The 15,058-nt window shown below is 65.6% G+C and carries 14 protein-coding genes; 13 read left to right on the top strand and 1 reads right to left on the bottom strand.

Annotation, left to right across the window (positions count from 1 at the left end; genetic code table 11):
• Positions 1–52: 52 nt before the first annotated feature.
• From C8348_RS04405 to C8348_RS04345, 13 genes are all read left to right on the top strand, one after another.
• Positions 53–1,099, top strand: coding sequence for a GlxA family transcriptional regulator (locus C8348_RS04405; RefSeq protein ID WP_106752081.1), 1,047 nt, complete (start codon positions 53–55; stop codon positions 1,097–1,099).
• Positions 1,100–1,267: 168 nt separating this feature from the next.
• Entirely contained in the window at positions 1,268–1,753 is a 486-nt protein-coding gene (locus tag C8348_RS04400; RefSeq protein ID WP_106752080.1) for a putative pterin-binding protein, read from the top strand.
• 30 nt (positions 1,754–1,783) lie between these two features.
• Entirely contained in the window at positions 1,784–3,766 is a 1,983-nt protein-coding gene (locus C8348_RS04395; RefSeq protein WP_106752079.1) for a putative bifunctional diguanylate cyclase/phosphodiesterase, read from the top strand.
• Positions 3,767–3,917: 151 nt separating this feature from the next.
• Positions 3,918–5,588: a formate--tetrahydrofolate ligase gene (locus tag C8348_RS04390; protein ID WP_106752078.1), complete on the top strand. Its 1,671-nt coding sequence runs from the start codon at positions 3,918–3,920 to the stop codon at positions 5,586–5,588.
• A gap of 75 nt (positions 5,589–5,663) precedes the next feature.
• Positions 5,664–5,909, top strand: coding sequence for a type II toxin-antitoxin system VapB family antitoxin (locus tag C8348_RS04385; protein WP_106752077.1), 246 nt, complete (start codon positions 5,664–5,666; stop codon positions 5,907–5,909).
• Positions 5,906–6,331, top strand: a complete 426-nt coding sequence (locus C8348_RS04380) for a type II toxin-antitoxin system VapC family toxin (RefSeq protein ID WP_208983546.1) — start codon at positions 5,906–5,908, stop codon at positions 6,329–6,331. The genes C8348_RS04385 and C8348_RS04380 overlap by 4 nt, the downstream gene beginning before the upstream one ends.
• Before the next feature lie 118 nt (positions 6,332–6,449).
• The gene (locus C8348_RS04375; protein ID WP_106752075.1) at positions 6,450–7,148 is read left to right on the top strand and encodes a corrinoid protein; all 699 of its coding nucleotides are present in this window, start codon (positions 6,450–6,452) and stop codon (positions 7,146–7,148) included.
• A 4-nt stretch (positions 7,149–7,152) separates the two neighbouring features.
• Entirely contained in the window at positions 7,153–7,827 is a 675-nt protein-coding gene (locus tag C8348_RS04370; RefSeq protein WP_106752074.1) for a DUF1638 domain-containing protein, read from the top strand.
• 131 nt (positions 7,828–7,958) lie between these two features.
• Positions 7,959–8,264: a virulence factor gene (locus tag C8348_RS04365; RefSeq protein ID WP_106752073.1), complete on the top strand. Its 306-nt coding sequence runs from the start codon at positions 7,959–7,961 to the stop codon at positions 8,262–8,264.
• 13 nt (positions 8,265–8,277) lie between these two features.
• Positions 8,278–9,171, top strand: coding sequence for a methylenetetrahydrofolate reductase (locus C8348_RS04360; RefSeq protein ID WP_106752072.1), 894 nt, complete (start codon positions 8,278–8,280; stop codon positions 9,169–9,171).
• On the top strand, positions 9,168–10,124 hold the full coding sequence (locus tag C8348_RS04355) for a methyltetrahydrofolate cobalamin methyltransferase (RefSeq protein WP_106752071.1): 957 nt from the start codon (positions 9,168–9,170) through the stop codon (positions 10,122–10,124). Before C8348_RS04360 ends, C8348_RS04355 begins: the two co-directional genes overlap by 4 nt.
• 45 nt (positions 10,125–10,169) lie before the next feature.
• Entirely contained in the window at positions 10,170–10,511 is a 342-nt protein-coding gene (locus tag C8348_RS04350; RefSeq protein ID WP_106752070.1) for a hypothetical protein, read from the top strand.
• Positions 10,512–10,551: 40 nt separating this feature from the next.
• Positions 10,552–12,609 carry an ASKHA domain-containing protein gene (locus tag C8348_RS04345; RefSeq protein ID WP_106752410.1) on the top strand — a complete coding sequence of 686 codons (2,058 nt, stop codon included), beginning with the start codon at positions 10,552–10,554 and terminating at the stop codon, positions 12,607–12,609.
• A 4-nt stretch (positions 12,610–12,613) separates the two neighbouring features.
• Here the strand turns inward: C8348_RS04345 and bmt are convergent, their stop codons facing one another.
• The gene (bmt, locus tag C8348_RS04340) at positions 12,614–13,624 is read right to left on the bottom strand and encodes a betaine--homocysteine S-methyltransferase (protein ID WP_106752069.1); all 1,011 of its coding nucleotides are present in this window, start codon (positions 13,622–13,624) and stop codon (positions 12,614–12,616) included.
• Positions 13,625–15,058: the final 1,434 nt, after the last annotated feature.

The following is a 15,058-nucleotide window of genomic DNA, read 5'->3' as shown; positions in this document are numbered from 1 at the left end:
CATATCTCAAAACAACAACAAGAATATTCCAGAGCAAGGACCTAAGGACACCATGTCCAGCACACGACCGCAGGCGTTGCGGACGGAAGCCGATGGCCAGACCATCGCGCTTGTCGTCCTCGACCGATTTTCCATGATCGCCTTTTCATCCGTGGTCGAGCCGCTGCGCCTCGCCAACCGTCTGATCGGGCGCGACTTCTACCGCTGGACCACCTATTCGCTCGATGGCCTGCCCGTGACAGCATCGAACGGCTGCCAGATTGCCGTGCAGCACAGCACCCGCGACCTCGAAGACGCCGACATTACGCTGCTGTGTACCGGCATCGACGTGGAGCGGCTGCCGCTCGACAAGGAACTCGGTGTCAAGCTGCGCAAGCTGAACTCGCGTGGGCGTACATTTGGCGCCATCTGCACCGGGGCCTATCTGCTGGCACGTTATCAACTGCTGGAAGGGCGGCGCTGCACGCTGCACTGGGAAAACCTGCGCTCCTTCCGCGAGGAGTTTCCGGGCGTTGAGGTGTCCTCCGACATCTTCTCGATCGACCGCAACTGCATCACCTGTGCCGGCGGCATGGCCTCGCTCGACATGATGCTGCGCCTCATTGCCATCCAGCATGGAGCCTACATGGCGCATGAGGTGGCGGAAGTCGCGCTTTACCAGAACATGCGTTCCGGCGAGAGCGCCCAGCGCCATGACATCGAGGCGCGCACCGGCATTTCCAACGCCAAGATCCTCGAAGCGATCCGCATCATGGATATGCACATCGAGGATCCCCTGTCGTGCCAGCAACTGGCGATGACGGTAAACCTGTCGCCGCGCCAGCTGGAACGCCTGTTCCGCCGCCACTTCAACTGCACGCCAGGCCAATATTATCTGAAGCTCCGCCTTGAAACGGCCCGCGACCTGCTGCGCCGGACATCACGCCCGGTGCTCGATGTGGCGATTGCCTGCGGCTTTGCTTCGACCTCCCATTTCACCAAATGCTATCGAGAACGCTTCGCCGCAACGCCAACCGAGGAGCGCAACTCGTATCAGGGCGGCAACCGCGAGCCACGCTCGGCCAAACCGAAAGCGGCCAAGGCAGCCGTCCCGGCCTGACGCAACACGCATTTCTTGCGACGAGATGAAGCCCCGGCAGCAATGCCGGGGTTTTTCGTTGTGACCTTGCGTGAAATCGGCAGTCGTCTAAAATTTTAGGTAAAAATTTCAGCGCCCATTGGCGGGAAGCGCGTAGTTTCATCGGGTGTTTCGCGATGGAGACTGCGAATGTCCGTGATCCTGCGCATGCTTTTCGCCCTCGCCCTGTGCCTCGGTCTCTCCGATCCATCTGCCGCCGGCGATGGTAAGGCGATCGTCCTGACGGTCGAAGGCAACATCGAGGGGGAGCGCCAGACCTTCACCATCGCGGATCTGGAGGCCATGGGGACTGAACAGGTGACCACCACCACCCCGTGGCATGACGGCGCCGTGACCTTTGAAGGGGTCGCGGTGGCTCGCCTGCTCGAACATGTGAAAGCGAAAGGCGAAACCGCAGAGGTGACGGCGCTGAACGCTTATTTCGTCGACATTCCGACCGAGGACCTGATCCGCAATGGAGCTGTTCTCGCGCTCAAGCGCGACGGCAACTACATGGCCGTGACCGACAAAGGCCCCCTGTTCCTGATCTATCCGTTCGATGCCAATCCTGCGCTTCGCACGGAACTTCACTATTCCCGGTCGGTCTGGCAGGTCAGCAGCATCGCAATACGCTGACACTTCCCGTCTGGGGAAAGGCAGAACATCATGATTACCCTGGTTCGCCGCCTTGCCATTGTTTCCGTGCTCGGTCTTGCAGCCGCAGCAGTGGCCTATTCACATCTGATCGTCTCGCATCAGTCGACGGTCGAACAGGCGAACCGCTATGATCTTGCCTGGACCGGGTTCAACGGCCGGCTTGAAGTCACCTCCTTGCGTGAGCGCGTTGCCCGCTTTGCTGCAACGGGCGATGCCGCCGCAGGGGATGAGGCCAAACTGTATTTCCAGATCGTTGTCGGCCGGCTGAACACCTGGGGCTCTGGTGAATTTGGCAAGTTCATCGCCTCCTCGCCCCTGCGGGAGGCACGGTTTGAAGGGCTGGTTCGCGACCTTACGCTGCTGGAGCCACTCGTCAACCAGATCCACGAAGACGGAGCCCGCCTCCAGCTCATGCGCGATCTGGTCGCCATCAGCACGGCCATGGACCGCATCGGCGGCGAAGCCTACAGTGCCAGCCTGAATGAGGCCGATGCCGTCAGAAACGCATTGCGGCAGAAGCTTGAGGTCGAGACCTGGATCACCGGGACACTGCTGACCCTGGGCACGCTGCTTGTCGTGTTCCTGCTGGTCCAGAACCGCTGGCTGAGCCGCGCGAATGCAACGGTGGCTGAATCAGCTGCCAATCACGCCTTTCTCGCCCGGCATGATGCCTTGACCTCCCTGCCGAACCGACTGGCGTTTCACGATGCCTTTGCGCTTGAGATCGAACGCCGGGCTGCAGGCAGGGTCGCCGTTCTTGCCATCGATCTGGATGGATTCAAGGCAATCAATGACACGCTTGGTCACTCGGCAGGCGATGCGTTGCTGGTCGCTGTCGGCAACCGGCTGACCCGCATGGTCGGCCTGTGGCAGGACGCATCAGCAGCCCGGTTCGGCGGAGACGAATTTGTTGTGGTGCTGCGCGTCGAGGACGGTGTGTCCGAAGCGGTGGAAAAGGCGGAGAACCTGAGGCGAGCGCTGGCCGAGCCTTACCGTCTGCCGGATGGCACAGTGGTGATTCAGGCCACGATCGGCGTTGCGGTTGCAACGCCGGCGATGCCCGATCCGCTGCAGCTTCCTGATGACGCCGACCTTGCCCTGAGCCACGCGAAATCACGCAACAAGGGCACCGTTCAGGTGTTTGACGTTACGATGCGTGCCGATCTGACGCGCCGGCGCCGGATCGAGGCGGATATTATCACCGCAATCGCCCTTGGCGAGATTGCCCCCCAGTATCAGCCGCAAGTGGACATGGAAACTGGCCAGATCATCGGCGTCGAGGCTTTGGCACGCTGGACCCATCCGATCCTGGGTCGTATCGGACCAGATGAATTTGTGCCGATCGCGGAAAGTTCCGGCAAGGTCGTCGAGCTGGGCCGCGCCATTCTCGAAAAGGCCTGCGCGGAGGCGACGCTGCTGCCCGCCGACGTCAAGGTCTCGGTCAACCTGTCAGTCGCCCAGCTGGTGCGGGACGATCTGGTGGACACAGTCAGCGAGATCCTCGGACGCACAGGACTGGCGCCATCCCGGCTCAAGCTGGAGGTGACGGAAACCATCGTCATGTCCGACACCGAGCGCTGTATCGCCACATTGCACAAGCTGAAACAATTGGGCGTCGCGATTGCGCTTGATGATTTTGGCACCGGCTATTCCGCTCTCTCCTATTTGCGTCTGTTCGACTGGGACGAACTGAAGGTCGACCGGAGCTTCGTGCGCTCGATCGGTTCAGATCCCCATTCCCTGTCGATTATTCAGGCAGTCGTCGGGCTCGCCTCGCAGCTCGGGATCAAGGTCACGGTCGAAGGCGTCGAAACCGAGGAACAACGCAACCTGTTGCGCCATGTCGGTTGCCGCATCGGTCAGGGCTACCTGTTCGGAGCCGCAATGCCGCTGACCGCCCTCTCGGCACGCCTTCTGAGAACGGCTCTGCCAGCCCCGGCCAGCCGGCGCGCGCATCTGCGACTGGTTGAAACCGGGTCACCATCCACCTGAGCTTTCATCAACTGATCTCGCAACGCCGCAGGAAATCATCGCAACCCTTTGGCGCTGCACAAAGGGTTGCACGCGAAACCGGTTTCCCCATCCGCTGCGGCAGGCTACCTATGGGGCTCGACAAGAGCCCCTGATTCCAACGGAACCTGCCATGGCCAGCGACATCGAGATTGCCCGAGCTGCGACCCTGAACCCCATGCCGGAGGTCGCAGCCCGGCTCGGCATCCCGGACGAGGCGCTGGAGCCCTACGGCAAGACCAAGGCCAAGATCTCGGCGTCCTTCATTGCGACCCTGAAGGACCGCCCGCGCGGCAAGCTCGTTCTTGTTACCGCGATCAACCCGACACCCGCCGGCGAAGGCAAGACGACGACGACCGTCGGCCTCGGCGACGGGCTGTCCCGCATCGGCAAGAAGGCGGCGATCTGCCTGCGTGAGCCCTCGCTCGGGCCTTGCTTCGGCATGAAGGGCGGCGCGGCGGGTGGCGGCCATGCGCAGGTGGTGCCGATGGAGGACATCAACCTGCATTTCACCGGTGATTTCCACGCCATCACCGCCGCGCACAATCTTCTCTGCGCCCTGCTCGACAATCACCTCTACTGGGGCAATGCGCTGCAGATCGACACCCGCCGCATTGCCCTGCGCCGGGCGCTGGACATGAACGACAGGGCACTGCGCAATCTGGTCGTGGGCCTCGGTGGCCCGGCCAACGGCGTGCCGCGCGAGGCGGGCTTCGACATCACCGTCGCCTCGGAAGTGATGGCCATCCTCTGCCTTGCCCGCGATCTCAACGATCTGACCGAGCGGCTCGGGCGCATCGTCGTCGGAACGCGGCGCGACCGCTCGCCGGTCACAGCCAAGGATCTTGGCGCCGACGGGGCGATGACCGTGCTGCTCAAGGAAGCGTTCCAGCCCAACCTGGTGCAGACGCTGGAGCATACCCCTGCCCTCGTGCATGGCGGGCCCTTCGCCAACATCGCCCATGGCTGCAACTCGCTGATTGCCACCGACACGGCGCTGCGGCTGGCCGACTATGTGGTGACGGAAGCGGGCTTCGGCGCGGATCTGGGCGCGGAGAAATTCTTCGACATCAAGTGCCGCAAGGGTGGTCTCGCTCCCTCAGCAGCCGTGCTGGTCGCCACCGTCAGGGCGCTGAAGATGAACGGCGGCATCGCCAAGGCAGACCTTGGCGCGGAGAACGTGGCTGCGGTGACCGCCGGCTGCGTCAACCTCGGCCGGCACATCGAGAACCTCAAGTCCTTCGGCGTGCCGGTGGTGGTGGCGCTCAACCATTTCACCAGCGACACGGCTGCCGAGATCGCCGCCGTGCAGGCGTTCTGCGCTGGCCTTGGCGTCGAGGCGATCCTCTCCACCCACTGGGCCGAAGGCTCGAAGGGCACGGAGGCGCTGGCGCGCAAGGTGGTGGAACTGGTGGAATGCGGCAGTGCCAGCTTCGCCCCGCTCTACGGGGACGCCCTGCCGCTCGCCGACAAGATCGAGACCATCGCCCGGCGCATCTACCGGGCCGGCAGCGTGGTGTTCGACAAGGCCGCGCGCGAGCAGCTGGAGCGCTGGCAGGAGGCGGGCTACGGCCATCTGCCGGTCTGCATGGCCAAGACCCAGTATTCGTTCTCCGCCGATCCGACCCTGCTGGGAGCGCCTGAAGGCCACGAGCTGCCGGTGCGCGAGGTGCGCCTGTCGGCCGGTGCCGGGTTCGTCGTGGCCATCTGCGGCGACATCATGACCATGCCCGGCCTGCCCAAGCAGCCCGCCGCCCTGAGCATCGGCCTCAATGCCGAGGGGCAGATCGAGGGGTTGTTCTGAGCGGGCAACCTCGCCGGGGCGGCGCGTGACGAATATCCCGTAACGTGATATGGATATCCTGCCGGAGGATATCCCATGCCGCTCTATGTCAAGGACGACGAGGTTCTCGAACTTGCCCGTGAACTGCAGGCCCTCATCGGGGCCAGCAGCAAGACGGAAGCCGTGCGCATGGCCCTGCGCAACGAGATCGACAGGCAACGGCACGTGCTGCCGGTTGCCGAGCGGCTGGCCCGATCCCGCCAGCTCGCCGCAGAGATCGGCACGCCGGATCCGGACTTTGATTTCAAGGCTTTCCGCGCTGACCTCTGGGATGAGGCATGATGTTCCTCGATGCCTCGGCCATCATTGCCCTGCTGCTGCCGGAAACCGACGCGGGCGACCTGACCGCTCGCCTTGACGCGCAAGGGACCGGGTTTCATGTCTCGCCGCTGGTCCGCTTCGAGGCCATCGCCGGTCTGGCGCGGGCGCGCTGCCGTGACGGCTCGCCGGAGGCACGGCGGCGCGCGCTGGCACAGGCCCGCGCGGCGGTCGACGCGTTGATCGAGGATCTCGCCTGCACCGAAATCCCGATCACCACCAAGGTCGGCGAGGCAGCACTCGAGGCTGCCGGCACCTATGGCAAGATGGTCGGTCATCCGGCGCAGCTGAATTTCGGCGACTGCTTTGCCTATGCCTGCGCGAGGTCACAGGGGCTCGCGCTTCTCTACAAGGGCGCGGACTTCGCCCGCACCGATCTCGGCTGAGCCCAGGCGACCGCCAGCCTGTCGCAGTCAGGGCGTGGCGTGTCGGATTGGAGACAGCGGCCAGGGGGCGGCGCACGCAGTGTGATGGGACAGCTTTTCCAGCAATGACGGATGGCCCATGTCGGACGACGATATCGATCTCAGTGCCCTTTCCGACGACGATCTCGTCGCCCAGATGCATGATGACCTCTACGACGGTCTCAAGGAAGAGATCGAGGAGGGTGTCCGCATCCTGCTGGATCGTGGCTGGACCCCTTATGAGGTGCTGACCAAGGCGCTTGTCGAGGGCATGCGCATCGTCGGCATCGACTTCCGCGATGGGATCCTGTTCGTGCCGGAAGTGCTCTTGTCGGCCAATGCGATGAAGGCCGGGATGTTCATCCTGCGGCCCCTGCTCGCCGAAACCAACGCGCCGAAGGTCGGCAAGATGGTCATTGGCACCGTGAAGGGCGACATCCACGACATCGGCAAGAACCTCGTCTCGATGATGATGGAAGGCGCCGGCTTCGAGGTGATCGACATCGGCATCAACAATCCGGTCGAGAACTATCTGGCCGCGATCGAGGAGCACAAGCCGGACATCATCGGCCTGTCGGCGCTGTTGACCACCACCATGCCCTACATGAAGGTCGTCATCGACACGCTGGTCGAGAAGGGCATCCGCGATGACTATATCGTGCTCGTCGGCGGCGCGCCGCTGAACGAGGAATTCGGCGAGGCGGTTGGCGCCGATGGCTATTGCCGCGACGCCGCCGTGGCGGTGGAAACCGCCAAGGACCTGATCGCCCGCCGGCACAACCGGCTGGCAAAGGCCTGAGATCATGGCCGCGCGGCCCGGAGCACAGATCCCGGCCGCGCCCGCTGTCCCTGACGACGGCGGAACGGATCGCAAGCCTTCGGTGCTGGTGCTGGCCTGCGGCGCGCTGGCGCGGGAAATCCTCGCCCTGACTGCCCAGCATGGGCTCTCCCATCTCGACCTGCATTGCCTGCCTGCGCAATTGCACAACACGCCGGACCGGATCGCGCCGGAGGTGGCTGCAGCCCTCGCCGAACGGGGCGCGGCCTATGACGAGGTGCTGGTGGCCTATGCCGATTGCGGCACCGGCGGACATCTCGACACGGTGCTGGCGGCCCATCCGAAGGCAAAGCGCATCGATGGCGCGCACTGCTACGCCTTTTTCGCCGGACTGGCCGCCTTCGACAGGCTGGAGGACGACCAGCTTGGCAGCTTTTATCTCACCGATTTCCTGGCCCGCCACTTCCGCACCATGGTGATCGAGCCGCTCGGCCTCGACCGGCATCCCGAGCTGCGCGACATGTATTTCGGCAACTACACCCGGCTTGTCTATCTGGCGCAGACCGAGGACGCGGACCTGACGACGGCCGCCGAACAGGCCGCAGCGACGCTCGGGCTGCCCTTCGTGCGCATCGCCACAGGCTATGGCCTGCTGGGTGACTTCCTGCAGGCCGCGCATCCCGGCGACGCGTCTGCCTGAGCGCCTGATTCCGCAGAATCCCTTACGTTCCACTGGCGTCGCTTTCGCACCGTGCCGTGTCGTCTTCTGCCGCCCTGCTGCCTGTTCTTCAGCCAAGATTGGTCATCACTTGAGCAGTCGGAAGGACATCCATGGCACAGCTCGTTGTTGTTTACTGGCGTGACATTCCGGCCCAGGTGCTGGTGAAGTCCGGCCGCAAGAGTGCCCGCCGGGAACTGCCGCCCGTGTTCATGGAAGCCGTCGATGCCGCCGCCATGCGCGTTGGTGCCAAGGACAGCGAAGCCTATCTGGCCGAATGGCGCCGCGCCGATCCGGTCGAGGTTGGCGATGACCTGGAGGCGGAAGCCGACCGCGCCGTGGCGACGCTTGTTGCCGATTTTCCCCGCGAGCGCGTTCTGGCGCTGGCGGCCAATGGCGGCCTTGCGCCGCAAGCCTGAGGACCCTTCCCAAATGCCGGACCCGCGCCTTAATGCTGCCGGACGCCTTGCCGCCTCGACCGAGGTGTCGCCGCGCCAGGTCTGCGAAAAATCCGACCTGCTGACGGGCGTGCCGCTCGGAACACGGGTCTATGTCACGGATCTCGGCAACTGCTCCGAGGACCAGATCGTCGAGGCCGCCCGGCGCGTCAAGGACGCCGGACTGGTGCCCGTTCCACACATGGCGGCCCGGCGCTATGACAGCCTTTCCGCCTTCGAACGCCGCATCACGCGCCTGACGCAGGAGGCCGGCGTGACCGATGTTCTGGCGATTGCCGGCGAGGCAGAGACGCCAGGACCACTGACCTCGTCTGTCGCGCTGATCGAGACGGGACTGTTCGACAAGCTCGGCATCCGCAGCATTGCGGTCGCCGGTCATCCGGAAGGCGCACCCGACATTCCGGCCCCGGTGATCCGGGACTTCCTGATGAAGAAGCACGCACTTGCAGCGAGCAGCGATGCAGCGTTCCTGATCGTCACACAGTTCGGGTTCGATCCGCACCGGGTCGCGCTCTGGCTGGACGAACTGACGGCCTGGGGCAACACGTTCCCCGTCCATCTGGGCGTGGCGGGGCCGGCCAAGATGACGACGCTCTTGAAGTTCGCCGCCTTCGCCGGCGTCGAAAACTCGCTGAATTTCCTCAAGAAACGCGGCGGCGCCGTGGTGTCGATGCTGACCGGCTACGACCCCGCTTCGATGGTGGAGCCGCTGGAGGCGCGGGTGCGCTCGCATCCGGCCACCCCGCTCGCCCAGATCCATGTCTATCCCTTCGGCGGCCTTGCCAAGACGACCGAATGGCTGTCCCAGCGCGGGTCCTGGGGGCCTGCCGCCGCCTCCCCTTTTGACGCACAGGAGCTTGCCCGATGACCCGCACGATTGTCGCATCCGCCACGAAGGAAATCGTCATCGGCTTTGACCAGCCGTTCTGCGTCATCGGCGAGCGCATCAACCCGACAGGGCGCAAGAAGCTGGCGGCCGAGATGATCGAAGGCAACTTCGACACGGTGATCAAGGACGCGCTGGCCCAGGTGGCCGCCGGCGCGACGATGCTCGACATCAATGCCGGCGTGACAGCGGTCAATCCGAACGAGACGGAGCCGCCGCTCCTCGTCAAAACTCTCGAGATCGTTCAGGGGCTTGTCGACATTCCCTTGTCCATCGATTCATCCGTGTCTGCCGCCATCGAGGCTGGTCTGAAGGTGGCCAAGGGCCGGCCGCTGGTCAATTCGGTGACCGGCGAGGACGAAAAGCTCGAGGCGATCCTGCCGCTCATCAAGAAATACAACGTGCCGGTGGTGGCGATCTCCAACGACGAGACCGGCATTTCCGAGGATCCGGACGTGCGGTTCGCGGTTGCCAAGAAGATCGTGGAACGGGCGGCCGACTATGGCATTCCGGCCTGCGACATCGTGGTCGACCCTCTGGTGATGCCGATCGGGGCGATGGGAACGGCGGGGCGCCAGGTGTTCCATCTCCTGCGCCGGCTGCGCGAGGAGCTGAAGGTGAACACCACCTGCGGCCTCTCCAACATCTCCTTCGGCCTGCCGCATCGTCACGGCATCAACTCGGCCTTCATCCCGATGGTGATCGCCAGCGGCATGACCAGCGCCATCATGAACCCCTGCCGGCCGCAGGAGATGGAAATGGTGCGCGCCGGGAATGTGCTTGCCGGCAATGACCCCAACTGTCAGGAATGGATCATGAATTATCGCGACTATAAGCCCGGCGGGGCCGAAGGCGCGCCCGCCGGACCAGAAGCCCCCGCTGCAGGCGCATCGCGCCGGCGCGGTGGACGCGAGGCTCGCCTGCGGCAGGGGTGAGCCCCGGGCATACCGCCCCTCTCCCCGCTGTCGGTCGGAGTGATCATGTCCCGTTCCAAGCAGTTTACCAATGATCTGGCCAGCCTGTGGTTTCAGGCCCCTCTCGTCATCGCCATGCGCACGCAGGCGATGATGCTGGCCGCCGCCACCGGCTCCACCCGCGAAAACGCCGAGATGGGCCGCATGATCGGCGAGAAGGCCGCCGCCATGGTTGAAGGCACGCTGGCCGCGCAGCAGGCCATGGCCCTGCAGGCGACCCGCGCGATGACCCAGGTGGCGCTTGGCCGCAAGCCGGCGGCCCTGAAGCCCGAACCCATCGCCCATGCGGCGGTGAAGCCCTTTGCCAAGCGCGTGCGCGCCAACACCCGGCGGCTGACCAAGACCTGACACCGCCCGAACGCACCTTGAGGACACCTTGAACGACAGCCTGCCGACGCCAGCCACCGGTTCTGCCTCCTCGCCTGCCGCGCCGCAGGCCACCGCCCGCGTGGTGTTCCAGCCAAGCGGGCGGCGTGGCACGTTCGACATCGGCACGCCGCTGCTCGATGCAGCGCGCGCGCTGGGGGTCTACGTGGAATCGGTCTGCGGCGGGCGCGGCATTTGCGGCAAGTGCCAGTGCTCGGTGTCGGAGGGCCAGTTCGCCAAGGAGGGCCTGACCAGCGCCGCCGGGCATCTGGCGCCGGCGACCGACAAGGAAAACCGCTACGCCGAGCTGCGCGGGCTGGCCAGCGACCGGCGCCTGTCCTGCCAGGCGAAGATCCTCGGCGATCTTGTCATCGACGTGCCGACGGAAGCCCAGACCAACCGGCAGATCGTGCGCAAGCGCGCCGAGATCCGCCATATCGATCCCGATCCGGCTGTCCGCCTCGTCACCGTGCGGGTTGAGGAGCCGGACATGGAAACCCCGCGCGGCGATGCCGACCGCCTGCGCGAGGCGCTGGAAGCGGCCTCCGGCCTTACCGGCGTGCGCTTCGATCCGCCGCTGCTGGCGAGCGTCCAGACCATCCTGCGCAAGGGACAGTGGCAGGTGACGGCCGCGCTTTATGACGACGCGGGCGAGCCGCCGCTCGTCATCGGCCTGTGGCCCGGCGAGAAGACCACCGCCTACGGCCTTGCCGTCGACATCGGCTCGACCACCATCGCCGCGCATCTGTGTGACCTTACGACAGGCCGCACCGTGTCCTCCGCCGGCACGTCCAATCCGCAGATCCGCTTCGGCGAGGATCTGATGTCGCGCGTCTCCTATGTGCAGATGAACCCGGCGCGCCTGCCGGACCTCACCCGCACCGTGCGCGAGGCGATCAACGCGCTGGTCGGCAAGCTTGTCGCAGACGTCGGCGCGAGCCGCAGCGATGTGCTCAACGCCACCTTCGTCGGCAATCCGGTGATGCATCACCTGTTTCTGGGCATCGACCCGACGGAGCTCGGCGGCGCGCCCTTTGCACTGGCCGTCTCCGACGCGCTGACGCTGCCCGCCCGTGATCTGGCGCTGGAGCTGGCGCCGGGCGCGCGCGTCTACATGCTGCCCTGCATCGCCGGCCATGTCGGCGCCGACGCGGCCGCCGCAACGCTGGCCGAGGCGCCCGGCAAGGGCGAGGCGCTGACGCTGCTCGTCGACATCGGCACCAATGCGGAAATCGTGCTGGGCAACCGCGACCGGCTGCTCGCCGCCTCCTCCCCCACCGGCCCTGCCTTCGAGGGCGCGGAGATCACCTGCGGCCAGCGCGCCGCCCCCGGCGCCATCGAGCGCATCCGCATCGACCGGGTGACGCTGGAGCCGCGCTTCAAGGTCATCGGGCTGGACGAATGGTCGGACGAGCCGGGCTTTGCCGAGAAGGTGGACCAGGTCGGCGTCACCGGCATCTGCGGGTCGGGCATCATCGAGGCGGTGGCGGAGATGTATCTCTCAGGCCTCATCAACGAGGACGGCGTCATCGACGGAGCAATGGCCGAGCGCACAGCGCGGATCGTGCCGAACGGGCGCACCTACAGCTATGTGATCGCCGGTGCCGGCATTGCGATCACCATCACCCAGACCGACATCCGCTCGATCCAGCTCGCCAAGGCCGCGCTCTATGCCGGCGTGAAGCTGCTCTCCGACAAGCTCGGCAATCCGCCCATCGACCGCATCCGTCTTGCCGGTGCCTTCGGCAGCTACATCGACCCAATGTATGCCATGGTCATCGGCCTCATTCCGGACTGCGATCTCGACGCGGTCAGCGGGGTGGGCAATGCCGCCGGCACCGGCGCGCGCATGGCCCTCCTCAGCCGCAAGCACCGGCGCGAGGTGGAAGAGATCGTGCGCGGCATCGAGAAGATCGAGACCGCGCTGGAGCCCGATTTCCAGGCGCATTTCGTCAATGCCATGGCCCTGCCCAACAAGGCCGACCCGTTCGAGAGACTCCGCGCCGCTGTGGCCCTGCCGGAACCTAAAGGCGGCAACGATGGCACCGACGGCAGCCGCCGGAGACGGCGGCGGGGGTGAAGGACTAACCCTTGCGCCGGCCTCTGCGGCCTTCACCGCCCCGTCCCTCGCCGGCGTTTTCGTTCGGCGGGGAGACGAGCGGGCCGATGTCGCGGATGATGTCTTCCAGCGTCGGGCGCGGGCCGGGGGTGTGGCTGTCGAGCGCCTTGCGCATGGCGGCAAGATGAAGCGGCGAGGTGCCGCAGCAGCCGCCGACGATGCGCGCGCCGGCATTCAGCGCCATGTGGGCATAGGTTTCCATCAGCTCCGGCGTGCCGGAATAGACCACCTTGTCGCCCTGGATGACCGGAATGCCGCAATTGCCCTTAGCGAGGATGATCGCCTGCGGATTTGCTTCCGACAGCTGCAGGATGGTGGCAAGCAGATCCGACGCGCCGACGCCGCAATTGGCACCCACCACCGTCGGCGTGCAGGCGAAGGTCGAGGTCACCTCGGTCAGCGCCTTCGGGGTGAGGCCCATCATGGTGCGGCCGGCGGTGTCAAAACTGGCCGAGATCACCAGCGGCAGGCCCGAGCCCTGGGCCGCCTCCGCCGCTGCCTGCATTTCCTCCGGCGCGGACATGGTCTCGGCCCAGAGAATGTCGACGCCGCCCGCCTTCAGCCCCTCGATCTGCTCGGCAAAGGCCGCAACCGCGCCCTCATAGGTGAGCGCGCCGAGCGGCACCAGAAGTTCGCCCGTGGGGCCGATGGAGCCGGCAATCAGCACCTCGCGCTCCACCTCCTCGGCCACCGCCCGGGCCAGGCGCGCAGCGGCGGCGTTCAGCTCCACCACCCGGTCTTCGACCTTGTGCAGCTTCATGCGATGGCGGTTGGCGCCGAAGGTGTTGGTGAGCAGGATATCCGCACCCGCCTCGACAAAGGCCCGGTGCAGCGCCTTGATCTTTTCCGGCTCGTCGACGTTCCACAGCTCCGGCGCATCGCCGGAGGTTAGGCCCATCTGGAACAGGTTGGTCCCCGTCGCGCCATCGGCCAGCAGCACGCCCTTTTCGGCGAGGAGGGTTTCAAGCTTGCTCATGATCGTCTTTCCGGGGCTGTCTTGGTGTTTCGGCGCGCTCTCGACCGGCCGCCGCTTGCCCAGCCGGCCGGCGCATCACGGGCACCTTGTCCCAACATCCCCCACCCCCACCCGCCCCTCAAGCCCGTTTGCACCGGCAAGTGTCGGGAAAACGGCTTTTGGGGTGGGCGTGCTTCAGCATCGCCCCTCGTCGCTCCTGCGCAGGCAGGAGCCTAGTAATCGAGGCGATTGCTTGTCTGGTGACCGCCTGAGAAACCTAATTCAGCCCAGTGGGTACTGGGCTCCTGCCTGCGCAGGAGCGACGAGGGGTGCGCACAACTGCGCCGAGAGCACCCCTCTCCCCCTTGAGGGGGAGATGCCCCCACTAGGGGGCAGAGGGGGGGAGCAGCGATGCGATGATCTTCGGCGCCGGGTCTGCCGCGGCGCTGATACCCCCCTCTGTCTGCTGGCGCAGACATCTCCCCCTCAAGGGGGGAGAGAAAGTGGTCGATCCGGCAGGCACGGAACCGGGTGTGTCTCCAGACCATCGTCCACTCCTGTCATCCCCGCGAAGGCGGGGATCCAGTACCCCCTGTCTTCCCCCTCACCGGGGTTACTGGATCCCGGTCTTGCCGCAATGCGGCAAACCGGGATGACAGCCGAGAATTTGACACCGCCTTCCCGCCTCATGCCCCTCTCCCCCTTGAGGGGGAGAGGGGCGCCCGGCAGGGGGCAGAGGGGGGTGAACAGCGGTGCGATGATCTTCGGCGCCGGGTCTGCCGCGGCGCTGATCCCCCCCTCTGTCTGCTGCGCAGACATCTCCCCCTCAAGGGGGGAGAGGGGCGCGTGGGGCATGTCTAGGTGGCAGGGGGCCGGCGCTGTGCGGAGGCTGGATGACCTTGTCGCAGCGGTTCCGCTCCCTCGTCGCTCCTGCGCAGGCAGGAGCCCAGTAACCACCGGGGTCAGACGGCTGGCAGGGCTGCCCCCAATGCGTCGTCATCCTCGGCCTTGTGCCGAGGATCCAAACACATCAATGGCTTGAAGATGCCCGGGACATGCCCGGCCATGACGAAAGTCAGCGGGTCTTGGCGTCCCCTCGGCCCGGAAAGCATCGAGAATGATGGGTGTCTTAGGCAGTCGCCAGACAATCCCGCGCCTCGGTTACTGGGCTCCTGCCTGCGCAGGAGCGACGAGGGGGTTTGTGGGCTCTCAACTGGGCCGAGAGCACCCCTCTCCCCCCTTGAGGGGGAGATGCCCCCGGCAGGGGGCAGAGGGGGGTGAACAGCGGTGCGATGATCTTCGGCGCCCGGTCTGCTGCAGCGCTGATCCCCCCCCCCCCCCTCTGTCTGCTGCGCAGACATCTCCCCCTCAAGGGGGGAGAGGGGCGCGTGGGGCATGTCTAGGTGACAGGAAGCTGGCCTTATGCGGAAGCTCCTTGTCGCAACGGCTCTCCCC

Origin of the sequence: Pannonibacter carbonis (assembly GCF_003012935.1) — a bacterium.
GTDB classification, from domain to species: domain Bacteria; phylum Pseudomonadota; class Alphaproteobacteria; order Rhizobiales; family Stappiaceae; genus Pannonibacter; species Pannonibacter carbonis.
This window is presented reverse-complemented; position numbering and strand designations above follow the sequence as displayed.